This window comes from Streptomyces sp. NPDC052114 (assembly GCF_040680155.1).
Taxonomy (GTDB): domain Bacteria; phylum Actinomycetota; class Actinomycetes; order Streptomycetales; family Streptomycetaceae; genus Streptomyces.
In genome coordinates, this window is the sequence record NZ_JBFAWC010000035.1 from 22,448 (window position 1) to 43,170 (window position 20,723).

The 20,723-nt window shown below is 70.7% G+C and carries 22 protein-coding genes and 1 pseudogene; 9 read left to right on the top strand and 14 right to left on the bottom strand.

The genetic code is table 11. The features are described 5' to 3' along the window. Nucleotides 1–27: 27 nt before the first annotated feature. The 3 genes from AB0L89_RS40265 to AB0L89_RS40275 form a co-directional block, all read right to left on the bottom strand. A complete protein-coding gene (locus AB0L89_RS40265) occupies nucleotides 28–1,194 on the bottom strand; it encodes an amidohydrolase family protein (protein WP_365152821.1) in 1,167 nt (388 codons plus the stop codon). Nucleotides 1,195–1,355: 161 nt separating this feature from the next. Then, nucleotides 1,356–1,868 (bottom strand): hypothetical protein, encoded by a 513-nt coding sequence (locus AB0L89_RS40270; protein ID WP_365152823.1) that lies wholly within the window; start codon nucleotides 1,866–1,868, stop codon nucleotides 1,356–1,358. Between the two features lie 25 nt (nucleotides 1,869–1,893). Continuing rightward, complete coding sequence (locus AB0L89_RS40275; RefSeq protein WP_365152825.1) at nucleotides 1,894–2,373, bottom strand: Rrf2 family transcriptional regulator; 480 nt, start codon at nucleotides 2,371–2,373, stop codon at nucleotides 1,894–1,896. Between the two features lie 106 nt (nucleotides 2,374–2,479). Between AB0L89_RS40275 and AB0L89_RS40280 the strand changes: the two genes are divergently transcribed. Further along, nucleotides 2,480–3,220 carry an NAD(P)H-binding protein gene (locus AB0L89_RS40280; protein ID WP_365152827.1) on the top strand — a complete coding sequence of 247 codons (741 nt, stop codon included), beginning with the start codon at nucleotides 2,480–2,482 and terminating at the stop codon, nucleotides 3,218–3,220. Nucleotides 3,221–3,248: 28 nt separating this feature from the next. On the opposite strand, the gene AB0L89_RS40285 is transcribed toward AB0L89_RS40280, so the two are convergent. From AB0L89_RS40285 to AB0L89_RS40305, 5 genes are all read right to left on the bottom strand, one after another. Then, on the bottom strand, nucleotides 3,249–4,508 hold the full coding sequence (locus AB0L89_RS40285; protein WP_365152829.1) for a hypothetical protein: 1,260 nt from the start codon (nucleotides 4,506–4,508) through the stop codon (nucleotides 3,249–3,251). Between the two features lie 245 nt (nucleotides 4,509–4,753). Continuing rightward, a complete protein-coding gene (locus AB0L89_RS40290) occupies nucleotides 4,754–5,983 on the bottom strand; it encodes a cation:proton antiporter (RefSeq protein WP_365152831.1) in 1,230 nt (409 codons plus the stop codon). 363 nt (nucleotides 5,984–6,346) lie between these two features. Beyond that, complete coding sequence (locus AB0L89_RS40295; RefSeq protein ID WP_365152832.1) at nucleotides 6,347–6,517, bottom strand: hypothetical protein; 171 nt, start codon at nucleotides 6,515–6,517, stop codon at nucleotides 6,347–6,349. A 177-nt stretch (nucleotides 6,518–6,694) separates the two neighbouring features. Beyond that, nucleotides 6,695–7,351, bottom strand: coding sequence for a response regulator transcription factor (locus tag AB0L89_RS40300; protein WP_365152834.1), 657 nt, complete (start codon nucleotides 7,349–7,351; stop codon nucleotides 6,695–6,697). Beyond that, nucleotides 7,351–8,307 carry a HAMP domain-containing sensor histidine kinase gene (locus AB0L89_RS40305; protein ID WP_365152836.1) on the bottom strand — a complete coding sequence of 319 codons (957 nt, stop codon included), beginning with the start codon at nucleotides 8,305–8,307 and terminating at the stop codon, nucleotides 7,351–7,353. The genes AB0L89_RS40300 and AB0L89_RS40305 overlap by 1 nt, the downstream gene beginning before the upstream one ends. A gap of 299 nt (nucleotides 8,308–8,606) precedes the next feature. On the opposite strand from AB0L89_RS40305, the gene AB0L89_RS40310 reads away from it, so the two are divergent. Both AB0L89_RS40310 and AB0L89_RS40315 read left to right on the top strand, forming a co-directional pair. Then, nucleotides 8,607–9,902: an ArsB/NhaD family transporter gene (locus AB0L89_RS40310; RefSeq protein WP_365152838.1), complete on the top strand. Its 1,296-nt coding sequence runs from the start codon at nucleotides 8,607–8,609 to the stop codon at nucleotides 9,900–9,902. Nucleotides 9,903–9,978: 76 nt separating this feature from the next. Next, complete coding sequence (locus AB0L89_RS40315; RefSeq protein ID WP_365152840.1) at nucleotides 9,979–10,245, top strand: DUF3040 domain-containing protein; 267 nt, start codon at nucleotides 9,979–9,981, stop codon at nucleotides 10,243–10,245. A gap of 4 nt (nucleotides 10,246–10,249) precedes the next feature. On the opposite strand, the gene AB0L89_RS40320 is transcribed toward AB0L89_RS40315, so the two are convergent. After that, nucleotides 10,250–10,993 (bottom strand): SRPBCC family protein, encoded by a 744-nt coding sequence (locus tag AB0L89_RS40320; protein ID WP_365152842.1) that lies wholly within the window; start codon nucleotides 10,991–10,993, stop codon nucleotides 10,250–10,252. Between the two features lie 186 nt (nucleotides 10,994–11,179). On the opposite strand from AB0L89_RS40320, the gene AB0L89_RS40325 reads away from it, so the two are divergent. Then, nucleotides 11,180–11,875 (top strand): TetR/AcrR family transcriptional regulator, encoded by a 696-nt coding sequence (locus tag AB0L89_RS40325; protein ID WP_365152844.1) that lies wholly within the window; start codon nucleotides 11,180–11,182, stop codon nucleotides 11,873–11,875. Here AB0L89_RS40325 and AB0L89_RS40330 read toward each other — a convergent pair. Both AB0L89_RS40330 and AB0L89_RS40335 read right to left on the bottom strand, forming a co-directional pair. Continuing rightward, nucleotides 11,803–12,474, bottom strand: a complete 672-nt coding sequence (locus AB0L89_RS40330) for a hypothetical protein (RefSeq protein ID WP_365152846.1) — start codon at nucleotides 12,472–12,474, stop codon at nucleotides 11,803–11,805. The genes AB0L89_RS40325 and AB0L89_RS40330 overlap by 73 nt on opposite strands. 228 nt (nucleotides 12,475–12,702) lie before the next feature. Next, on the bottom strand, nucleotides 12,703–14,127 hold the full coding sequence (locus AB0L89_RS40335; protein WP_365152848.1) for an aspartate aminotransferase family protein: 1,425 nt from the start codon (nucleotides 14,125–14,127) through the stop codon (nucleotides 12,703–12,705). 88 nt (nucleotides 14,128–14,215) lie between these two features. On the opposite strand from AB0L89_RS40335, the gene AB0L89_RS40340 reads away from it, so the two are divergent. After that, nucleotides 14,216–15,121: a LysR substrate-binding domain-containing protein gene (locus AB0L89_RS40340; RefSeq protein ID WP_365152850.1), complete on the top strand. Its 906-nt coding sequence runs from the start codon at nucleotides 14,216–14,218 to the stop codon at nucleotides 15,119–15,121. On the opposite strand, the gene AB0L89_RS40345 is transcribed toward AB0L89_RS40340, so the two are convergent. Beyond that, nucleotides 15,088–15,483, bottom strand: a complete 396-nt coding sequence (locus AB0L89_RS40345) for a cupin domain-containing protein (RefSeq protein ID WP_365152862.1) — start codon at nucleotides 15,481–15,483, stop codon at nucleotides 15,088–15,090. The genes AB0L89_RS40340 and AB0L89_RS40345 overlap by 34 nt on opposite strands. A 326-nt stretch (nucleotides 15,484–15,809) precedes the next feature. Here AB0L89_RS40345 and AB0L89_RS40350 point away from each other — a divergent pair, with 326 nt between their 5' ends. Next, on the top strand, nucleotides 15,810–16,661 hold the full coding sequence (locus AB0L89_RS40350; protein WP_365152852.1) for a LysR substrate-binding domain-containing protein: 852 nt from the start codon (nucleotides 15,810–15,812) through the stop codon (nucleotides 16,659–16,661). A gap of 13 nt (nucleotides 16,662–16,674) precedes the next feature. Here the strand turns inward: AB0L89_RS40350 and AB0L89_RS40355 are convergent, their stop codons facing one another. Further along, the gene (locus tag AB0L89_RS40355) at nucleotides 16,675–17,769 is read right to left on the bottom strand and encodes a protein kinase family protein (protein WP_365152854.1); all 1,095 of its coding nucleotides are present in this window, start codon (nucleotides 17,767–17,769) and stop codon (nucleotides 16,675–16,677) included. 232 nt (nucleotides 17,770–18,001) lie between these two features. Between AB0L89_RS40355 and AB0L89_RS40360 the strand changes: the two genes are divergently transcribed. Further along, complete coding sequence (locus AB0L89_RS40360) at nucleotides 18,002–18,793, top strand: SDR family oxidoreductase (protein ID WP_365152856.1); 792 nt, start codon at nucleotides 18,002–18,004, stop codon at nucleotides 18,791–18,793. Nucleotides 18,794–18,929: 136 nt separating this feature from the next. Next, nucleotides 18,930–19,403, top strand: a complete 474-nt coding sequence (locus AB0L89_RS40365) for a carboxymuconolactone decarboxylase family protein (RefSeq protein ID WP_365152858.1) — start codon at nucleotides 18,930–18,932, stop codon at nucleotides 19,401–19,403. A 15-nt stretch (nucleotides 19,404–19,418) separates the two neighbouring features. Here AB0L89_RS40365 and AB0L89_RS40370 read toward each other — a convergent pair whose 3' ends face one another. Next, nucleotides 19,419–20,435, bottom strand: coding sequence for an alpha/beta hydrolase (locus tag AB0L89_RS40370; protein ID WP_365152860.1), 1,017 nt, complete (start codon nucleotides 20,433–20,435; stop codon nucleotides 19,419–19,421). Between the two features lie 219 nt (nucleotides 20,436–20,654). Between AB0L89_RS40370 and AB0L89_RS40375 the strand changes: the two are divergent. Continuing rightward, nucleotides 20,655–20,723 (top strand): annotated as a pseudogene (locus AB0L89_RS40375) (deaminase); the annotation flags it as partial.

The window sequence follows — 20,723 nt, forward strand, 5'->3', positions numbered from 1 at the left end:
TCGCCGAGCGACGGGCCTTCGCGCCCGCTAGGCGACCAGCCGTCCCGCCGCCACGACCCCGCTCAGCCGTCCCAGCGCGTCCAGGTCCGCCAGCGGGTCGCCGTCGACGAGCAGCAGATCGGCCCGGAGCCCCGGAGCGATGCGCCCCGTCGACGCGCCCAGACCGAGCGCCTCGGCGGAGCGCCGGGTGGCCATGTCGAGGATCTCGCTGTTCGGGATGCCGAGATGCGCGTAGAAGGACAGGGCGCCGGGCAGACCGTCGAAGCCGGTGCGCTGGACTCCGGCGTCGGTGCCGAGAATGAGCTTCGCGCCTGCCTCGGCCATCTGTCGCACCTGGTCGAACATGACGGCGGCGCGCTCCTCGCCGAACACCTTGGGGAGCATGCGCCAGTGCGGGCTGACGGTCAGGCTGACCGCGATGTCCTCGTCGACGATGCGGGCGAGCGTGTCGGGGCGCAGGTCGAAGCCCTCCTCGGTCATCCAGGTGCAGTGCTCCAGGGTGTCCGCCCCGGCCCCTACCGCCTCGGTGATCGCGTCCGCTCCATGGGCGTGCGCGGCGACGGGGAGCCCGGCGCGGTGTGCCTCGTCGACCAGGGCACGCAGTTCCACGCCGGAGAACTGGCTCTGCCAGCTGCGCGGGCCGTCCTTGGTCAGCCCGCCGCCGCTGGTCATGACCTTGATGACGGAGGCGCCGGCCTCGGCGTTGCGGCGGACCAGGGCCCGCACTTCCGTCTCGCCCGACACTTCGCCGCCGAGGAAGTGGCAGTGTCCGCCGGGCGGGGTCGCCGGGGTACCGGCGGCCAGGATGCGGGAGCCGGTCAGCCGACCGGCCTCGATGTCGGCGGCGACGCGGAACGCGAGGCCGTTGCGGTCCCCCAGGTCGCGGGCGGTCGTGACGCCCGCGCGCAGCAACTGGCCCGCGCGGTGGCCCATGTCGGCGAGGAGTGCCTCGTCGGTGTCGCGCAGGGCCGCGACGGGATCCGGGCTGCCGTCGAAGATGAGGTGGACGTGGGAGTCGATGAGGCCGGGCGTGATGGTGCCGGAGTGGGCGATGTGTCGGGCGTCCGGGCCCGCCCGTCGGGCGAGTTCCTCTCTGGGACCGACCGCGGCGATCGACTGACCGTCGATCAGGATGGCGCCGTCGTGCAGATGGGTTCCCGTGTCCGTGAGGATGCGGTCCGCGGTGATCAGCATGCGTTCATTGTCACCGCTCAGGCGTCCGGGGGCCACGACTTCCCCTCTTGCGACCGGGGTTCCTCTTGGTGACGCGACGGGCTCTCTTGTCACGCGGGTTCCGTCGGCTCGTGCCACGCGGGTTCCGTCGGCTCGTGCCACGCGGATTCCGCCGGCTCCCGTCACGCGGGTTCGATCCGCTCCTGTCCCTCCGCTTCCGCCAGTGGTGTGCCGCAGCGTCCGCAGTAGCGCGCTTCGCGGTCGGTGGCCAGGCGACCGCACGCCGGGCAGACGCGTTCGAGCAGGCACACGGGTTCACCGGCGTCGTCGTGGGCTTCGGGGCCGACATTCCGGAGGGGGCGGCGGTGGGCGGCCGTATAGGTGAGTCCGCGCTCTCCCGCCCGTACGGCGTGCGCGGTGCCCGCGGGCAGCCAGGCCAGGGCGCCGGGCGCGAGCGTGAACAGGGCGTCCGGCACCTGGAGTTCACCGCTCCCGGCCAGCACGGTGAACAGCACCCCGAACGCCGTCTCCGCGCGGTCGTCGACCGTCGCGCCGGGGGCCAGGCGTACGACGACGGCGTCCAGGTCACGTCCGTCGCCGCCCAGCGACCACACGACCCTGATCGCACCCGGTCCGTCGGCGACCGTCCGCTCCGGGCCGACGAAGACCGGCGCGCCCTCGGCAGGCTGCGTCATGGATGACGTCCCTTCACGTGTCGGCTCAGCCGGACGAATTGAGCCAGGCTCCGATCCTCGGCAGCGCCTCGGGGCCGCTGTCCTGTGCCACGTCGCCGACGAGGTCGGCTACGGAGACCTCGCGCAGCGACGCCCGCCAGGCGGCGTCGGCGGCGCTCATCGCACGGGCGATCGGGCACGGCTTGGTGCAGTCCTGGGGCGGCGTGCCCAAGGGCCCACGCCGGCGGATCTCGGTGCAGACGAACGCCGGGCTCGCCCCGTCGACCGCCTGCACCACGTCCAGGACCGTGATCTCGGCGGCCGGCCTGGTCAGGACGTATCCGCCCGTCTTTCCCTGGACGGACCGCACGAGGCCCGACCGGGACAGCGCCTGCATCTGCTTGGCCAGGTAGCTGGGTGAGACGTCGTGGAGTTGCGCCAGCCGGGCAGCGGGGACCGGGGCGGTCGCCGCGGTCAGCACCACACAGCAGTGCAGCGCCCATTCCACGCCACCGGACAGCTTCATACGTCCTCCCGATTGACTCGGACACAGGCTATCCGAGTATTATCTCGGACATCAGATATCCGAGTATGTGGCGACAGCGGCACTCGGTTCACGGAAGGGCACGAACATGAGGATCACGGTCATCGGCGCCACCGGGCTCATCGGTTCCCAGCTCGTCCGCACGCTCCGCGAGGCCGGCCACGAGGTGGTGCCCGCGTCCCTGTCGACCGGGCTCGACCTGCTGACCGGCGCGGGACTCGACGAGGCGCTGGAAGGCGCGGACACCGTCGTCAACGTGACCAACTCACCCACGTTCGACGACGCATCGCCGGCGTTCTTCCGCACCACCATGGAGCACCTGCTGGCCGCGGGCGAGCGTGCCGGCGTCCGCCACCAGGTCATCCTCTCCATCGTCGGGGTCGACCAGGTGCCACAGCTGGACTACTACCGCGCGAAGACCGTGCAGGAGGACCTGCTGCGCCAGGGGCCCACGCCGTACTCGATCGTGCGCGCCACCCAGTTCTTCGAGTTCATGGATGCGGTCCTGTCGTGGACCTCCGACGAGGACACCGTCCGGCTGCCCCCGACCCGCGTCCAGCCCATCGCGACGGCCGACGTGGTCGCCGCCCTCGCCGACGTCGCCGGCGCGTCGCCCCTCAACGGCACGCTCGACGTCGCAGGCCCCGACGTCTTCCCCCTGGACGAGCTCGGCCGCCTCACACTGGCGGCTCTGAAGGACCACCGCACCGTCGTCACCGACGAGAAGGCGGGCATGTTCGCGGCCGTCGAGGGCGACGTCCTCGTCGCGGGTCCCGGCGCACGCCTGGCCGCCACCCGCTACGAGGACTGGCTCAGCACCTCACGCTGACGGCCGCGGCCCGCCTGTGGTCGACCCGTCAGCGCAGCCGTCGTACGAAACCGTCGGAGCGGCCGTTCGTGTCGCCGGGGACGAGTTGGGCCGAGTCGCTGCTCAGACCGACGAACCGGGCGTCCGGACCGACCGCGGAGACCGTCACGTCGCCGTCCGTGACCGGATCACCGGAGGCGGAGGTGCCGAGCAGGCGGGTGGAGCCGGTCCGCAGGTCGCGGAGGTAGGCGTTGGCGGGTCCGAGTTCGCCGTTCGGGAGGCGCGGATTCGCGTGGTACGTGACGTAACGGCCGTCCGGACTGATCCGGGGCTCGCGCAGCCGGTCCTCTCCGGCCGCACTCGCCTTGACCCGTCGGGTGACGTCCTTGCTCAGGTCACGGACGTAGACGGTGGAGGAACTGTCGGGTGTCTCCCCCGGCACCAACTCCTCGTCGCCCCAGTAGTCGAACGCGATGGTGCGGCCGTCCGCGGAGAGAGAGGCGGGCATCGCGTACCGCACCGCCGGGCTGCCGTCCGGTCTGACGTTGACCTGCTCCTCGGTGCCGGTGCTGCGGTCGTGCACCCACGTCCTGCCGTACGAGCTGCGCGGCACCAGCTGGGTGTACGCCACCTGACGGCCGTCCGCGCTCAGCCCCTGCAGGAGCGCGGGGTTGTCCGGACGGTCACGGTTGGTGATCCGCTCCACGGCGCCGGTGCGACGGTCCAGTACGTACACGGCTCCGAACAGGTCGGCGGGGTCGGTCTCCATCCGGTCGGCCTTGGCGTTGAAGGCGATGTACCGCGCGTCGGCCGACATCGTGGCGTTGGCCGCGTAGGCCGTCCCTCCGTCGAGGGCGACGCTCATCCGCTTCGTCGTGCCCGTGCGACGGTCGTGCAGATAGATGTCGTCGCCCGAGTCGGTCGTGGGCGGGTTGTCCCAGTGGACCAGGTTCCTGGCGTTGGAGCGGAACAGCACGTACCGGCCGTCGGCGCTGATGGCCTGAGCGGACGACGTGCCGTCGGCCTGCCCACCGTCCGAACGGACGCTGACCCGCTCGACGGTCCCCTTGCGCAGGTCCCGCACGAACACGTCGGAGGACTGGTTGGTGTCGCCGGGCACGAGATTCGACGCGTACGCCGTGAAGACCGCGAAGCGGCCGTCGGCGCTCAACTGCGGTCCATACGCGTCGCCGTCGGCCTGCTCCCCCGTCGACGACAGGGTGACGCGCTCGGTCCCCGGCTTCGGCGCGGCCACGCCCGGCGTCGCCGACAGCACGACCATCGCCCCCACGAGTGCGGCGACGGACATCCCGCGCGCGCCTCTGCCACGCGCGCGCAGTCCACTTGCTCTTGTCACGATTCCCCCTGTGCTTCCCCGTTGACGCTTCTCCCCCGGCCCTGCTGATCCTGCGCCGAGGGCTCTTCCTGAGGCAATCGCATCTCTGCCCGCAGGGTCAATCCCCCGAATTGATCACAACCCGGGCGCAAGATCAGACGTCCGCGATACGTCCGTGCGGCACCGCGATGTGCCGCGAACCACGGCGCGGACAGGCGTCAGGCATCCCCTGCCACTGACGCGCCGGCGGGGACGGAGGCCGTCGGTTCCGGCGCGCGAACCGGCTGCGGGGCGGCGGGCGCGCGACGGAGCCGTCGGGCCAGCGGCTCGGTCCAACGCGCTGTCAGGGGGCCGAAGATGACCAGGATCAGGACGTAGGCGGTGGCGAGCGGGCCGATGCGGGGCTCGGTGCCGACGGCCAGTCCGGCGATGACGATGGAGAACTCGCCGCGGGCGACGAGGGTGCCGCCCGCGCGCCAGCGTCCCGCGCCCCGGATGCCGGCCCTGCGGGCCGCGTACCAGCCGGTGGCGATCTTGGTGAGGGTGGTCACCACCGCGAGCGCGAGGGCCGGGAGGAGGACCGGCGGGATGTCCGCGGGGTTCGTCGACAGTCCGAAGAAGACGAAGAACACGGCGGCGAACAGGTCGCGCAGCGGGGTGAGCAGACTACTCGCACCCTCCGCCACCTCGCCGGAAAGCGCTATGCCGACGAGGAACGCGCCCACGGCCGCTGACACTTGGAGCTCTTGCGCGATACCGGCGACGAGCAGCGTGAGACCGAGCACGACGAGGAGCAGCATCTCCGCGTTGCTGGAGGAGACCGCGCGGCTGATGAGGTGGCCGTGGCGCAGGGCCACGAACAGGACGGCGCCGACGGTGCTCAGGGAGATGAGCAGGGTGACACTGCCGCCCGCCAGGCCGACGCCCGCCAGCAGGGCCGTGAGGATGGGGAGGTAGACGGCCATCGCGAGGTCCTCCATGACCAGGACCCCGAGGACGACGGGTGTCTCGCGGTTGCCGAGGCGCCCCAGATCGCCCAGCACCTTGGCGATCACGCCCGAGGACGAGATCCAGGTGACGCCCGCGAGCGCCACCGCGGCGACCGGACCCCAGCCGAGAACGAGCGCGGCCACCGCACCCGGCAGCGCGTTGAGGACGAAGTCGACGGCACCGGAGGGGTATTGGGTCTTGAGGCTGCTGACGAGGTCCGATGCGCTGTACTCCAGACCGAGCAGGAGCAGCAGAAGGATGACGCCTATCTCGGCGCCGGTGGCGATGAACTCCTCGCTGGCCCTCATGGGCACGACACCGCCGGTGCCGAACGCGAGCCCCGCGAGCAGGTAGAGCGGAATGGGCGGGAATCCGACCCGGCTCGCGAGGCGGCCCAGCAGTCCGAGACCCAGGATGACGGCGCCTAGTTCGATGAGCAGGGCTGTGGTGTCGTGCATGGGTGATCTACCCCCCGGGTGATCAAATCCGCAGCGGTGTGGGTGACTTCGCGGTGCGGGCGAAGTGCGGGTGGGTCCGTTGCGGGAGCGGGCGCGAGCAGCTCCGCCGGGGAGGCGGGCATGCTTCGGTCGTCAAGCGGAGGCCGTGGTTCGCGAGGTACGTGTCGCCGCAGGGATCGCGGCCCTCTCGGGGTCCACGATCTTCATGGGATCCACAGCCGTCACGGGGCCACAGCCCTCATGAGATCCACGACCCCTATGGGGTCCGTGATCCTCGCGGGATCCGCGATGAGGTTCCGACCGGCTTCGCCAAGAGAGCGGAGTCGGCCGAGACGGCGGATCGGGGCGAGCCGAGAGAAGTGGTCAGATTGCCTGGAGGCGGCATTCAGGAACGCCGTCGCGCGCCGCGTTGTCGATCCGCGGGCAGCGATAGGGGCGCACGAAGTCCGAAAGGGAGGCCGAGGTGCGGGGCAACCCCGCGAAGGGGCCGAGTCGGCTCATGGCATCCCCCTTTCCTGCGTCGAACATGCCCATGCCCCGCCCTGATGAGCAGGCAGGCAATCATCAGAGCGGTTATCTCTTGACCATTACTTTAGCGTATGCCAATTGACGCGTTGTCTTTCTTCTCCGACATACAAGGCATAACTCCGGCGCCGTCGGCTTGAATTCAAGGTTGGCTCAGACGCCCACCCGGGGCTCGGCGGGACGGCCTCAGGGTTCGATCAGCCCCACGCGGATGGCATAGCGGGTGAGTTCGAGGCGGTCCTTCAGACCCAGCTTCTGGAGCAGGTTGGCGCGATGCCGTTCCACCGTCTTCACGCTGATGAACAAGAGATCGGCGATCTGCTGCGACGTGTTCCCCTCGGCGACCAGCTTGAGGATCTCCTCCTCGCGATCGGTGATGGTGCGCTCCGGCACACCGTCACCTCGGCGCACGCGCTCCAGATGGTCCCGGATCAAGGCTTTGAGCGCGCCCGGGTATACGAACGGTTCGTCCCGGGCGGCCGCCCTGCACGCCTCGACCAGATCCCGGTCGGCCACGGACTTGAGCACGTAACCGCAGGCACCCGCCTTGAGTGCCTCGAAGAAGAACTGCTCGTTGTCGTACATCGTCAGGATCAGGATGCGCAGTTCCGGCTGGAGGCGCGCCAGTTCACGGGCGGCCTGAAGTCCGGTGAGCCGGGGCATGGCGATGTCCAGCACGGCCAGGTCGGGCCGCTCGGACTTCGCGAGGGCGACGGCTTCCGCACCGTCCCCCGCCTCGGCCACCACGGTCAGGTCGGGTTCCCTGTCGAGGATGAGGCGCACGCCCCGCCGCACCAACGCGTGGTCGTCCGCCAGCAGGATCCGAATGCCGCGCTCGTTCATCAGCCTCTCTCCGCAGTCGTGACCGGGACGTCGAGCCGCACCTCTGTCCCCCGCGCCCCGGCGGGAGCGACGGTCAGGTCCGCCCCGACGAGCAGGGCGCGCTCCCGCATGCCCCGGATCCCGGCGCCTTCCTCCGCGGCGCCGATGCCCCGGCCGTCGTCCCGGATGACGAGGGTGACCCGGTCTTCGGTGACGCTCACGGCGAGACCGGCCCGGGACGCGTCGGCATGCCGTACGACATTGGTCAGCCCTTCCTGCGCCACGCGGTAGATGACCAGTTCGGCCTCGCGCCCCAGGGGAGGCAGGCGCGAGGGCACCTCGCTGCTGACCACGGTGTCGGCCCAGTCCGTGTACTCGATGCCCAGCGACCTCAACGCGCTCACGAGTCCCAGCTCCTCCAGGACCCCGGGCCGCAACCGCCGGGCGATGCGCCGGATCTCGTCCAAACCCGCCCGGGTCGTCTCCTGGATCCGGTGCAGGTCCTCCCGCAGCGGCTCGGGGGCCTGGTCCGCCGCGGACTTGAGCTCCAGCAGCACGGCGGTCAGGGTCTGGCCGACCTCGTCGTGCAGTTCCTGCGCGACCCTGCGCCGCTCCGCCTCCTGCGCGGACAGGGCGCGGGCGGTACTCGCCGCGCGCTCGCCCTCCAGACGGTCGAGCATCGCGTTGTACGTCTCGATCAGGCCGCCCACGTCGTCGGTCCCGGACGCCGTGGGACGCACACCGGGGCGCAGCAGGTCCGTGGTGGTCATGGCCCGGGTCACCCGCTGCAGCGGCGCGAGCCCGATACGCAGCAGCGCCGCGTTGGCCGTCAGCATAACCACCAGGCCCGCCGCCAGGATCAGCGTCTCCGTCAGCAGCACCGGCGTCGACACGGTGACCGGCCCGAGCAGGAGGAGAGCCACGGCGGCGAGCAGAACGGTGGCGTTCAGCAGGAAGATCCGCCAGAACAGGGACACAGGTGCGGGACCTCCTCGCGTGAACGGTCGGCAACGGTAGAGCCGCCTGCCCCCAGGCTTCCTGCTCGGCAGGGGTCGTGTCCATCGGGGGCGACACCCATCCGGGCCCGTGGCCTGCGCCGACACCCCGCACACCCCCATGTCCCGAGGACTGCTCCCCCGGATACATGGCGCATTCCCCGGGATATGGGGGTCGGCCCTGATGGTGGGCGCGAACCGGCTCGGGAGACGGTGAGAAGGCGGGACCCCGGCCACGGCCGAGGGCGGGCGACGCGGAACCCGGCACAGGGAGGCCGCCGATGGATGTGACCACGTGGCTCGCTCTGATCGTGTTCGCCGTCGTGTACGTGCTCATCGCCACCGAGTGGGTGCACCGGGTGGCGGCCGCGCTGGGCGGCGCGATCGCCATGCTGCTCATCGGCGCCACCGACGCCGAGCACGCGTTCTACTCCGCACACGCCGGCATCGACTGGAACGTCCTCTTTCTGCTGCTCGGCATGATGCTGATCGTCTCGGTGCTCAAGCGCACCGGCGTCTTCGAGTTCTTCGCCATCTGGGCGGCGCAGAAGGCCGGCGGACGGCCGTACCGCCTCATGGTGCTGCTGTGCGCCGCCACCGCGCTGCTCTCCCCGTGGTTCGACAACGTCACCACGGTGCTGCTGATCGCGCCCGTGACGATTCTCGTCTGCCGCCGGCTCGGCCTGCCGGTCGCTCCCTATCTGATCGCCGAGGTGATGACCTGCAACATCGCCGGGGCCGCCACGCTGATCGGCGACCCGCCCAACCTCATGATCGGCTCGCGCGCCGGGCTCTCCTTCAACGACTTCCTGCTGCACATGGCTCCGATCGTCCTGATCCTCCTGGCCGTGCTGCCCCTCCTGTTCCGCGTCATGTTCCGCAAGGCGTTCGTCGCCGACCCGGAGCGGGCGCTGACGGTCCGGGAACTGCGCCCGCGTGACGCGATCAAGGACACCCGGCTGCTGGCCGTGAGCGGTGCGGTCATCGTGCTCGTGATGGCCGCGTTCGTCCTGCACACGACGCTCCGTCTGGAGCCCTCCGTGATCGCCATGGCCGGCGGGCTGCTGCTCCTGGGCGCCTCCCGCGACGCGACGGTGCAGGTGATCAAGGACGTCGAGTGGCAGACCCTCGCCTTCTTCGCCGGGCTCTTCGTGATGGTCGGAGCGCTCGTGCGCACCGGCACCCTCGAAGCGCTCGGCCAGGCCGCCGCGCGGGCCACCGACGGCCAGTTGTTCGGCACGTCCATGGCGCTGGTATTCGGCTCGGCCGTGCCCTCCGCCGTCATCGACAACGTCCCCTTCGTGGCATCCGTCAGCCCGGTCGTCGAGCAGATCGTCGGCGCCGCCGGCGCCGACGAGGCGCAGGTCCTGTGGTGGTCCTTCGCGCTGGGCGCCGACCTCGGCGGGAACGCCACGATCATCGCGTCCTCGGCGAACGTCGTGGTGATCGGCATCGCCGACCGCGAGGGCGAGCACATCTCGTTCTGGCAGTTCAGCCGCTACGGCCTCGTCGTCACCGCGCTCTCCCTCGTCATCGCCTCCCTGTGGGTGTGGTTCCGCTATTTCGCCCTGCCATGAACCGCCCCCCCCCTGCCGACACCCATCGCCCTCGCCCCAACGACCCGCTCATCACGCCGACGCCGGAGGTACGGACATGCTGCACAGCGACGACAGCCGACTCGCCACGATCGCGTCCCGTCTGGAGGCGGACGACCCCCGCTTCGCCCGGGCCATGAGCGAGGGGCGGCCGTACCGTCCGCGCGAGTACGACCGCCGAGGAACCTGGGCCGTACTCGCGCTGATGCTGACCCTTCTCGGCGTCGGCGTCGTCATCGCGCACGGGATGCTCATCGCCACGGCGCTGGTGGGCGCGGGCGCGACGTGCCATCACTTCGACCGGCCCAAGGGCGACGGCCGTTGACACGTCAGCGCGACTCGGCATCCGCACGGGCTTCGGCGGCCACCTTCAGCTCCCGCATCCATGCTTCGAGGCCTCCGCCGAGAAGCTCGGTCGCCTTGTCGGGGTCCGCCTCGCTCTGGGCACCGACGTGAGTCTCCTCGGTCTGCACGAGGACGCCGCCCTTGACCTCGGTGAAGTTCCACACGTGCACGCCGTTGTCGATGCGCAGCCCGTCGCCGATCGCGGGGCCTTCCCAGCGTATGCACGACTTGTGCTTGAGCTGCTTGACCGTCGAGGTGATCTCCAAGGTGGTGGCGGGGGTCGACGGGGTGGCGGGCACCGGGGTCGTCCAGCGGAACGACGAGCCCTTGCGGAAGGGGCCGTGGTCGAGGCGCTCCATCGTCTCGACGCCGGCCTGCCACGAAGGCCAGCGCTCCACGTCCGTCTGGAGCTTCCAGATGGTGCTCAGCGGCGCGTCGATCACGGTCGAGGTGCGGTAGCGGACGACGGCCTTCGGGTCGACGCCCTGTCCGCGGCAGGTGAGGGACTTGCCGGAGCCGGGGTGATGCGAGCCGGAAGCGGTGGCGCCGGCGGGCACGGCGGCCGTGGCGAGGACGCCGACCACGAGCGGAACGGTGAGCAGGGCGGCGCGGACGCCGGTGCGGCGAGCGCCGCTGGTCCGGGCGTTGACGCTGCGAACGTCGCCGGTAGGGACGTCGGTGCGGCGAACTCCGTTATGACGGACGTCGGTGCTGCGCGTGCTGGACATGACTCTCCCCTGGGTATGTCCGCGGTCGGACGCTGAAGTGAGTGGCTTTGCCGTTCGTTATAAGTTGTAACTCCAGCGAGAGGGCGTCGTCAAGCGGTTGCGTGATACCTTCTAACTGGAACGTGATGCTGTAGCTACAACAGCGACTGGCGGCATCGAGACGCGGAATGCGGAATGAGGCAGGCCATGGCGGAGACCGGGACGACCGGGCCCACGAAGGCGAAGGCCGAGGCGGCGAACCCTCGCGAGCGCTACCGCACCCAGGTCCGCGCGGAGATCAAGGAACACGCCTGGGAGCAGATCGCCAGCGCCGGGGCCTCCGCGCTCTCGCTCAACGCCATCGCCAAGCGGATGGGCATGAGTGGCCCCGCCCTCTACCGCTACTACGCCAACCGCGACGCGCTGATCACCGAGTTGATCTCGGACGCGTATCGCAGCCTCGCCGACACCTTCAACGGGGTCGGCGCCACCGCACCGGGTCAGGAGCCCGGCGCCGACCTGGCCGCCCTCGCGCATGCCCTGCGCCGCTGGGCCCTCGACGACCCTCAGCGCTACCTGCTCATCTACGGCACGCCAGTCCCCGGCTACCACGCGCCCGACGACATCACCGCCGTCTCCGACGAGATCATGGGGACGCTGCTCGGCGCCTGTCCCTCGCCGCCGTCGGACGCCCCCGCGACGCCACTCGAAGCGCACCTCGCCGACCGGCTCCAGTGGTCGGTCGACCACCCCGCCTCACCGGCCGCGCTCCACCGGGCCCTGACCTTCTGGACACGGCTGCATGGTGTCCTGTCCTTGGAACTTGCCGGTCACTTCAGCGGCATGGGGTTCGACCCCGCCCAACTGTTCGCGGCAGAACTGGAGGACCTGCTCGCATCGTGAGTCGTGCGCCCGTCGCGGACCGCTCCGGTCCGATCCGGTCCGGTCGTGCCCCGCGTCCGACGCCGGTAGTAGGCCACCGCGAGAGCGATGATGATGGGCCCCCACACGGCGGTCGGGGCGATGCACACCGCCGCGAGCGTCCCCCACGCTCCGTTGACGTACTCGACCCCCTCGGTGATTCCGTACGCCGTGATCCTGCGGCCGTCGCCGATGGGGATACTGGTGAACAGCAGGGTGAGGATCAGACCACCGATGACCGCGGGGACGACCGCCGCGAGCGGCCTGACCCGCTTGCCCCCGATGAACGGGACCCAGGCGGGCGCCACTTCGCCCCAGCCCCGGACCAGGCCGATGGCCAGGATCGCGGTCGCCTCGGAGAAGACACTGAGTCCGAGCACGTACGGGATGCTCAGCCAGTAGGGCGGCATGCCGAGCTCCTGGACCTGGCCCATCTCGAAGTGGAGGGCGAAAGGCAGCCGCCACAGGCACGACGGCAGCAGGAGCAGCGGAAGCGCGTACGCCAGGCGCATCGCCCAGCGGGGAACCGGCCGTTCGGTGTCGCCGACGGGCGGGGGCGTGTGAAGGATCTTGAATGCCATGGCTCCACCCTCGTGGACCGGGCAGAACGAGGAATCGCCCCCGTGGACCGAGTGTCTCCCCCGCGCGGCCGAGACACTCTCATCCGCCGAGATCATGAACTGGCTCCGCCGCCGCCCGGAAACGCGCCGCCACCGCCGCCACCGCCGAACGGAGTTCCGGCCCGCCCTCGAAACGGAAGCCGAACGGCATCCTCGCCGGCCAGTCCTGCGCGTGCATCAGCGGAGCGCTCAGAGCGTACGGCCGGCCTCGCCGATCGCCTCGTCCAGGATCGACAGCCCGAGTGACAACTCCTCCTCCGTGGCGGTGAGCGGCGGTGCCATCCGCAGGACGCCGCCCATCCCGGCGAGCTGGACGATGTTCATGTGCAGGCCGAGTTCGAGGCAGCGTCGGGTGACCCGCGCGCCCAGGTCGTTCGAGCTGCGCTTGGTCGCGCGGTCGGTGACGAGTTCGAGCCCCGCCAGCAGACCCCGGCCGCGGATGTCGCCGACGACCTCGTGGCGCGCGGAGATGTCGTCGAGGCCCTTGCGCAGGAACGCGCCGAGCGTCCGCGCCCGCTCGTCGAGCCCGTCGCGGATCAGGACGTCCAGGACGGTGTTGCCGACGGCGGCCACCAGCGGGTCGGCGACGTGCGTGGTGAAGAACAGGAACCCGCGCTCGTACGCCTCCTGCTCGATCTCGGCGCTGGTGATCACCGCGGCCAGCGGCAGCCCGGCGCCGAGGGTCTTGGACAGGGTGAGGATGTCGGGGACCACGCCGTCGCGTTCGAAGGCGTACCAGGTGCCGGTGCGGCACAGGCCGGTCTGGGCCTCGTCGAGGATCAGCAGCATGCCGCGCTCCCGGCACTTGTCGCGCAGGGCCGCGAAGTAGCCGGGCGGCGGCTCGACGATGCCGCCCGAGCTGAGGATCGGTTCGACCAGGCACGCGGCGAGGCTGCCGGTCGACTGGGCGTCGATCAGGTCGAAGGCGAAGTCCAGCTGGCGGCGCCAGTCCAGCGAGCCGTCGGGCGTGGTGAAGTCGGGCCGGTAGGCGTTCGGCACGGGGATGGCGAAGTTGCCGGGCGCGCCGGGCCCGTAGCCCTTGCGACCCGCGCTGTACGTGGCGGACGCGGCGGCCTGGGTCATGCCGTGCCAGGACCGCGCGAACGAGACGATCTCGTGCCGCCCGGTGACGAGCTTGGCCATCCGGACGGCGGCTTCGTTCGACTCGGCTCCGGTGGTCAGCAGCAGCGCCTTCTCCAGCGGCGCGGGGAGGCTCTCGGCGAGGCGGCGGGCGAGGTCGACCACCGGGCGGCTGAGCATGCCGCTGAAGAGGTGGTCGAGGGTCGCGACGCCCTGCTGGACGGTCTCGACGATCTCGGGGTGCGAGTGGCCGAGGATCGCGCTCATCTGGCCGGAGGTGAAGTCCAGGATCTTCCTGCCGTCCGCGGTGAACACGAAGCTCCCGGCGGCACGGTCGATGATCTCGCGGGTGAACTCGCCGCCATAGCGGACGAGATGCCTCTCGGCATCGGTCCAGAAGGCCTCGGCGGACTGCGGGGTGAGGCCCGCAGGGTACTGCGGGGTGAGGTCCGCAGGGTACTGCGGGGCGAAGGATGCGGAGGACTGCGGATCACGGGACGTGGGGGACTGCGAGGCGGGGGACGAGGCGGTCATGCCGCCGACGGTAGGCCGCACCGGAACGTCACGTCCATCTCACAATTCCGTCCTCCCTGTACGGCAGAACCGCACAATAATGCGGGGTGTGATGAACCCCTGGAGGCTCCGGCTGCTGAGCCAACTGGACACGCTCGGCACCGTCCGCGCCGTCGCCCAGGCGGCGAACCTGAGCCCGTCGAACGTCTCCCAGCAGCTCGCCGTGCTCGAGACCGAGACGCGGACCCAGCTCCTGGAGCGGTCCGGGCGCCGGGTGCGGCTGACCCCGGCCGGGCTGATCCTCGCGCGGCGGGCGCGGGCGATCCTCGATCACATGGACAGCGTCGAGGCGGAGCTGCGCGGCTTCGGCGAGGAACCGGCCGGGCTCGTGCGACTCGGGGCGTTCCAGAGCGCGGTCCATACGATGGCCGTGCCCGCGGTGACGCGCCTGGCACGCGAGCACCCGCACCTCGGTGTGGAGTTGCTGCAACTGGAACCGCACGAGAGCCTGCCCGCGCTGCGGGGCGGCGACGCGGACATCATCATCACGACCACGGACTTCGACGAGCTGCCGCTCGGTCCCGACCTCGACCTCGTGCCGCTGGCCACGGACCCGGTCCTCCTGGTGGTCCCTGCCGACCACCCCGCCGCCGGGCGCGGCGCGGTCGACCTGGCGGCGTGCGCGGACGAGGCGTGGGCGTTCGACATGCCGCAGTCGTACATGGCGAACCTCGCGCAGCGGCTGTGCCGTCAGGCGAGCTTCGAACCGCGCGTGGTGTGCCGTTTCAGCAACTACATGCTGGCCCTCCAGCACGTCGAGGCGGGCCTGTCCATCACCCTGCTGCCCGGCCTCGCCGTCGACCGCCGCTACCGCGTCGCCACTCTGGAACTCGCCGCCCCGGTGACGCGCACGATCACGGCGGCCGTCCGCCGCGGCTCACCGCCTCGCGCGGCGGTACGCGTGGTCCTGGAGGCGCTCCGTCAGGAGAGGTCGGCGACCGGCTCGGTCGCGTAGCGGCTCATCGTCTCGATGTTCGCCCGCGGGGTCAGCGGCCGGCCGCCGGAGGTCAAGTCCCGCAGATCCCGGAAGTACTGCATGTACAGATCCGGCGTGAGGATGCTGAGCATGACGGCCGGCTGGTCGGTCACATTGGCGAAGGTGTGCGGCGCGCCGGGCGGGACCATCACGAAGGTGCCCGCCGTCGCGTCATGGTCCGTCGCGCCGACGGTGAACCGCACGGTCCCGGAGACGATGTAGAAGCCCTCGTCGTGCTGGGCGTGGCGGTGCTGCGGCGGACCTGGGGTGTGCGGCGCGAGGACGGACTCGGCGAGCCCGAGCCGGTGCTCGGTGTGGCTGCCGTCTTCGAGGACGCGCATGCGTGTGGTGCCCAGGACGATGGTCTCGCCTTCGTCGGGGCGGACGAGGACGACGGCGGGAGCGGCGTCGGGGGCGGCAGCCGGTGCGGTGGCGTCCGGATCTCCGAACGGAGCGGTGGGCTTCAGATCGCCGGACGGCAAAGTGGACTTCGGATCGCGGGACGGCGCGGTGGGCTTCGGATCGCGGGAGGGCGCGGTGGACTTCAGATCGCGGGACACAGGGTGGGACTTCGGTTCGCTGTTCATGTCTCGATTCCACGGCCACGGCACGGCTCCCGTCCAAGACCCGTTCCGCGACGCCGATACCGCTTGGGTATCGTCGCAGCATGGAGCTACGTACGCTGCGCTATTTCGTGGCGGTCGCCGAGGAACTCCACTTCGGCCGCGCCGCGGCCCGGCTCCACATGAGCCAGCCGCCGCTGAGCCGGGCGATCAAACAACTGGAGGCGGATCTCGGCGCGTTGCTCCTCGTCCGCTCCCCCATCGGCGTCACGCTCACCGCGGCGGGGACGGTGCTGCTCGACGAGGCACGCGCTCTGCTCCTCCAGGCCGACCGGGCGCGCCTGCGCGTGGCCGCGGCGGCCGGTACCTCGGTCCTCACCATCGGCATCCTGGGCGACAGCACCGACACCGGCGCGACACGGCTGGCCGAGGCCTTCCGCCGCCGGTACCCGGACGTCGACGTGCGCGTCCGTGACACCGACCTGACCGACCCCACCTGCGGACTGCACGCTGGAGTCGTCGACGTCGCCCTGACCCGAGGACCGTTCGACGGGACCGGCCTGGCCGTACGCGACCTGCGCGCCGACCCGGTGGGCGCGCTCCTGCGCACCGACGACGCGCTGGCCCGCCGCGACGCCCTGAATCTGTCCGACCTGACCGACCGCCGCTGGTTCCGCTTCCCGGCCGGGACGGACCCCCTGTGGCAGGCGTACTGGCACGGCGGGCAGTCGCGCGAGGGCCCGGTGGTACGTGCCGTCCACGAATGCCGACAAGCCGTGCTCTGGAACGGCACGGTGGGCCTGACACTCCTGGACCACGAGCCCCCGGAAGGCCTGACCGTGGTGCCTCTCCTCGACATGGCACCTAGCCGGGCGGTGGCGGCGTGGCGGGAGCCCGACACGAATCCGCTCGTCCGCGCGTTCGTACGGACGGCTATCGCGGCGTACGCGGACTGACCCGTCGCGGAACCTATCGCGGGACCCGTCGCGGACTGCGCCGACGAGAACCGAGGGCCTCGCCGATTCCTTCGATCTCCTCCCATGGGTACGGGATTTCCCTGCTCTCGTACTGAAGCGCGCGGAGGAAGTCCGTCATCACGGCGGCGAGTGATGCGTGACGGGTGAGGAGGGACCCGGCGACCTCTGGGATTCCGCTGGGGCGCTCGCCTTGGGCGTACGCCCGTATCCGCGCCTCGCGGTCGTCTCTCGCATATCCGTACAGATCAGTGATCAGCCAGTTCACCAAGTAGGAAAGCGAGTAGCAGCGGTCGTAGGTCTGATGCCGGTCGAAGAAGGCCGTCTCTTCTGGGGACAGGTCGAACCGGGAGGAAAGAGCCAGTCCGAAGTCCGTGAAGAAGAGGCTTCGGCCGTCGGTGAGGATGTTCTCGAAATGAGCGTCGAAGTGCAGCAGGCCTCGACTGTTCATGAACGACGTACCGGCCACCAACTCCCTTTCCGTCATGGCGCAAGCCCGTTCCGCTTGCTCTCCCCCGGCCTGCATCCTCTCGCCCAGCCACTGGTGCAGGTTCTGCGGGATGTACTCCAGGAACAGCGCGACGCTCGCCGACGCCTTCCGCAGTTCCTCGATCCGACCGCGCACCTGCGGGCCGCCTCCCCAATAGGCGACGGCCTTTTCGACATCGGCCAGTTCCTCGGGGAGAGGCGTCATACCCGGGAGCACGCGCCAGTGGTACATGAGCGGGAAGTTCTCGCAGTCCCCCGTCAGAACCCAGTCGGTCGTCATGACGTGCGCGGCGAGCTCGCGCCATGCGCCGAACCCCGGTCCGCCGATGCCGTATTGGCAAAAGAGCGGCAGCTCGAACAGATTCGCCGTGGAGCGGACGCTCTCCGGTCGGCGTTCGAGATCGGTGAGGGGCACGCGTTTCACGAAGACCTGGGTGCCGGCGACCTCCAGCAAAGCCGACGTGCCGCCGATGCCGGAGCCGATCGGCACGGCGCCATCCACGAGTTCGCGCAGCGCGTGGTCACTGTGCAGGGCCAGGGATGTGGAGACGTCACCGTGAGCGGCGAGGCGCGCGGCGCGCGGCCTTTCCCCGTCCGTCACGACACGGCTCCGGTTCCACCCTCGGCCGGTTCTGTCACAACTGCCACACCTGTCACGCTTGTCATGTCGGCAAGTCTCGCAGAGACAGGGATGTTCGGGCCTTGGGGCCGAGGCTGCGGCGCTCGCGCGGGGACGGATGTACTGATGGACGTACGGCTGGACGTACGGCTGGACGTACCGACCGCATTAATCCAGATGCGGCGGACGTCGTGGCGCACGAGGATGCCGCGCGATGACGAATTCACCGCAGCACACCACCGCACCCGCCCGCCCCCTCGCGCTCGTCACCGGGGCCGGGCGTCCCGAGGGCATCGCGTACGCCATCGCACGCGAACTCGCCGATGGCGGCTGGGACGTGGCCTTCAGCTATCTGACCTCCTACGACGCCCGGATGGCCTGGGGCGCGACCCCGGGCGCCGCGGCCCGGCTCAGCGCGGAGCTCGCCGAACTGGGAGCGCACGCCATCGGGTTCGAGGCTGATCTCGCCGCCCCGGACTCCCCGGCGCAGCTCTTCGAGGCGGTCACGGAGGGCTTCGGCGGACGCACCGTCGACGCCCTCGTGATGTGCCACGCCGAGTCCGTGGATTCCTCGATCCTCGACACGAGCGTCGAGAGCTTCGACCGCCACTTCGCCGTGAACGCCCGGGCGAGCTGGCTGCTGATCAAGGAGTACGGGTCCCGGTTCGCGGGAGCACACAGGCGTGGCCGGATCATCGCCCTCACCAGCGACCACACTGCGCACAATCTGCCCTACGGCGCCAGCAAGGGCGCCCTCGACCGGATCGTCCTGGCCGCCGCCCGGGAGTTCGCCGGGCTGGGGGTGACCGCGAACGCGATCAACCCGGGGCCGGTGGACAACGGCTGGATGCCCGCGCCTCTCAGGGACCAGCTGACCGAGGCCACACCACTGGGGCGCCTCGGCGTCCCGCGCGACTGCGCGCACCTGGTCGGCTTCCTCTGCTCCGAGCAGGGCGGATGGATCAACGGGCAGCTCCTCAGCAGCGACGGCGGGATCGGGAGCTGACCGCCGAGGGCCGGAGGTCCGCCACCCGGCCCGGCTTTCCGCGACGGGTCCGCCCGCCTCTGTCACATCTCGTCGAGCCGTTCCGTCATACGTGTACCAGCACATGAGAACGGCAGAAACGACAGAGGAGAACACCATGAGCGCACGTCTGGACGTCTTCGCGAGCGAGACCCTCACCAAGGTCTTCAAGCACATCGTCGCCGCGAGCAAGGGTCTTGCGGAGTCGACACTGCCCGCCACGACGCAGGAACTGGTGAGGCTTCGCGCCAGCCAGATCAACGGGTGCGGCTTCTGCACCGACATGCACGGCAAGGACGCCGCTGCCGCGGGTGAGAGCGCCGTGCGCCTCAACCTCGTCGCGGCCTGGCGGGAGGCCACGGTCTTCACCGAGGCCGAGCGCGCCGCGCTGGAGCTGACGGAGCAGGGCACCCGGATCGCGGACGCGGCCGGCGGGGTCACGGACGAGGCCTGGGCGAACGCCGCCAAGCACTACGACGAGGAGCAGCTCGCCGCCCTGGTGGCCTCGATTTCCCTCATCAACGCCTTCAACCGGGCGAACGTCATCGTCCAGCAGCCCGCGGGCGACTACCAGCCCGGCCAGTTCGGCTGAGCCCAGCGGCCGGTTCTACTCCAAGGAGTGGGGCCGGTCCTCCGTGCCGGACTGCGCGAGGAGGCGCCGGAGCCAGCGCGTGCGGGTGTCCCGTGCGTCCCGGGTGAGCGCGGCGCGCGGCGCCATCCCGTCGAAGCCGTGGAAGGCGCCGGGCCACACGTGCAGTTCGGCCTGTCCGCCCGCCTGCCAGATCCCGTTCGCGTACGCCACCGCCTCGTCCCGGAACATCTCGGCCGAGCCGACGTCGACGTAGGCCGGGGGCAGTCCGGAGAGATCCGTGGCACGGGCGGGGGCCGCGTAGGGCGGAAGGTCATCGGCGCCGCGGCGGTCCCCCAACAGCGCTTTCCACGCAGTCGCGTTGGAGGTGCGGTCCCACACGCCCAGGCCCGACATCTGATGGCTGGAGAACGTCTCGTCGCGGTCGTCGAGCATCGGGCACAGCAACAACTGCCCGAGCGCTCGCGGCCCGCCTCGGTCGCGCGCCAGCATAGCGAGGGCGGCGGCGAGGCCGCCTCCGGCGCTCTTGCCGCCGATGATGACGCGGTCCGCGTCGATGCCCAGTTCGTCCGCGTGCCCGATCGCCCAGGCGAGCCCGGCGTAGCAGTCCTCCAGCGGTCCCGGGTACGTGGTCGTCGGTGCCAGGCGGTACTCGACGGACAGGACGGCCAGTTCGAGCGGCAGCGCCCACTCACGCAGGATCCGTGGGAGCACGGACCACGCGTTGCCCATGATCATGGCGCCGCCATGCAGGTAGTAGAGGAGGGGCAGGGGCCGTCCGGCGAGTCCGGACGGGCGGGCGCTCACGAGGGTGACGTCCAGCCCGTCCGGCGGCCCCGGCACGCGCAGCTCCGCCACCTCGAACCGCCCGTCGGCACGGAGTTCTTCGGCCGTCGGCCGGGGCCGGGACCCGGCATCCCGCCGCTGCCGCTCCGCGAGGTCGTCCGGCGTGATCGGCTTCCGCGCCTCCTCGCTCAAACCCGTGAGTACGACGCCCAGTTCAGGGTCGAAGGGAGGTGCCGGCCTGTGATCCATGCGGCGAAGCCAATCACACCGTGCAGACGGATCCTCGGTGGGTTCACAGGTGGGCAGGACACTTCTTGGCCTCCGCCTCGCCCACCGCGGAGGACACAGAGAACCCAGAGGACGCGGAGGACGCAGAGGACGCGGCGACGATCGTGATGTGATCGTTCCTTGCCGCCCTGATCCGGACAGCGCATTGTGGAGATCCCATGGACATCAGGAGATCTTGAGATGCGTACGTTGATCAGCTCTGCTTTCGTCTCCCTCGACGGCGTCGTCGAGGCCCCCGGCGGCGAAGCC

Coding starts and splice junctions, on each gene's coding strand:
- AB0L89_RS40265 (WP_365152821.1), bottom strand. CDS start 1,194: ATGCTGATCACCGCGGACCGCATCCTCACGGACACGGGAACCCATCTG.
- AB0L89_RS40270 (WP_365152823.1), bottom strand. CDS start 1,868: ATGACGCAGCCTGCCGAGGGCGCGCCGGTCTTCGTCGGCCCGGAGCGG.
- AB0L89_RS40275 (WP_365152825.1), bottom strand. CDS start 2,373: ATGAAGCTGTCCGGTGGCGTGGAATGGGCGCTGCACTGCTGTGTGGTG.
- AB0L89_RS40280 (WP_365152827.1), top strand. CDS start 2,480: ATGAGGATCACGGTCATCGGCGCCACCGGGCTCATCGGTTCCCAGCTC.
- AB0L89_RS40285 (WP_365152829.1), bottom strand. CDS start 4,508: ATGTCCGTCGCCGCACTCGTGGGGGCGATGGTCGTGCTGTCGGCGACG.
- AB0L89_RS40290 (WP_365152831.1), bottom strand. CDS start 5,983: ATGCACGACACCACAGCCCTGCTCATCGAACTAGGCGCCGTCATCCTG.
- AB0L89_RS40295 (WP_365152832.1), bottom strand. CDS start 6,517: ATGGGCATGTTCGACGCAGGAAAGGGGGATGCCATGAGCCGACTCGGC.
- AB0L89_RS40300 (WP_365152834.1), bottom strand. CDS start 7,351: ATGAACGAGCGCGGCATTCGGATCCTGCTGGCGGACGACCACGCGTTG.
- AB0L89_RS40310 (WP_365152838.1), top strand. CDS start 8,607: ATGGATGTGACCACGTGGCTCGCTCTGATCGTGTTCGCCGTCGTGTAC.
- AB0L89_RS40315 (WP_365152840.1), top strand. CDS start 9,979: ATGCTGCACAGCGACGACAGCCGACTCGCCACGATCGCGTCCCGTCTG.
- AB0L89_RS40320 (WP_365152842.1), bottom strand. CDS start 10,993: ATGTCCAGCACGCGCAGCACCGACGTCCGTCATAACGGAGTTCGCCGC.
- AB0L89_RS40325 (WP_365152844.1), top strand. CDS start 11,180: ATGGCGGAGACCGGGACGACCGGGCCCACGAAGGCGAAGGCCGAGGCG.
- AB0L89_RS40330 (WP_365152846.1), bottom strand. CDS start 12,474: ATGGCATTCAAGATCCTTCACACGCCCCCGCCCGTCGGCGACACCGAA.
- AB0L89_RS40335 (WP_365152848.1), bottom strand. CDS start 14,127: ATGACCGCCTCGTCCCCCGCCTCGCAGTCCCCCACGTCCCGTGATCCG.
- AB0L89_RS40345 (WP_365152862.1), bottom strand. CDS start 15,483: ATGCGCGTCCTCGAAGACGGCAGCCACACCGAGCACCGGCTCGGGCTC.
- AB0L89_RS40350 (WP_365152852.1), top strand. CDS start 15,810: ATGGAGCTACGTACGCTGCGCTATTTCGTGGCGGTCGCCGAGGAACTC.
- AB0L89_RS40360 (WP_365152856.1), top strand. CDS start 18,002: ATGACGAATTCACCGCAGCACACCACCGCACCCGCCCGCCCCCTCGCG.
- AB0L89_RS40365 (WP_365152858.1), top strand. CDS start 18,930: ATGAGCGCACGTCTGGACGTCTTCGCGAGCGAGACCCTCACCAAGGTC.
- AB0L89_RS40370 (WP_365152860.1), bottom strand. CDS start 20,435: ATGGATCACAGGCCGGCACCTCCCTTCGACCCTGAACTGGGCGTCGTA.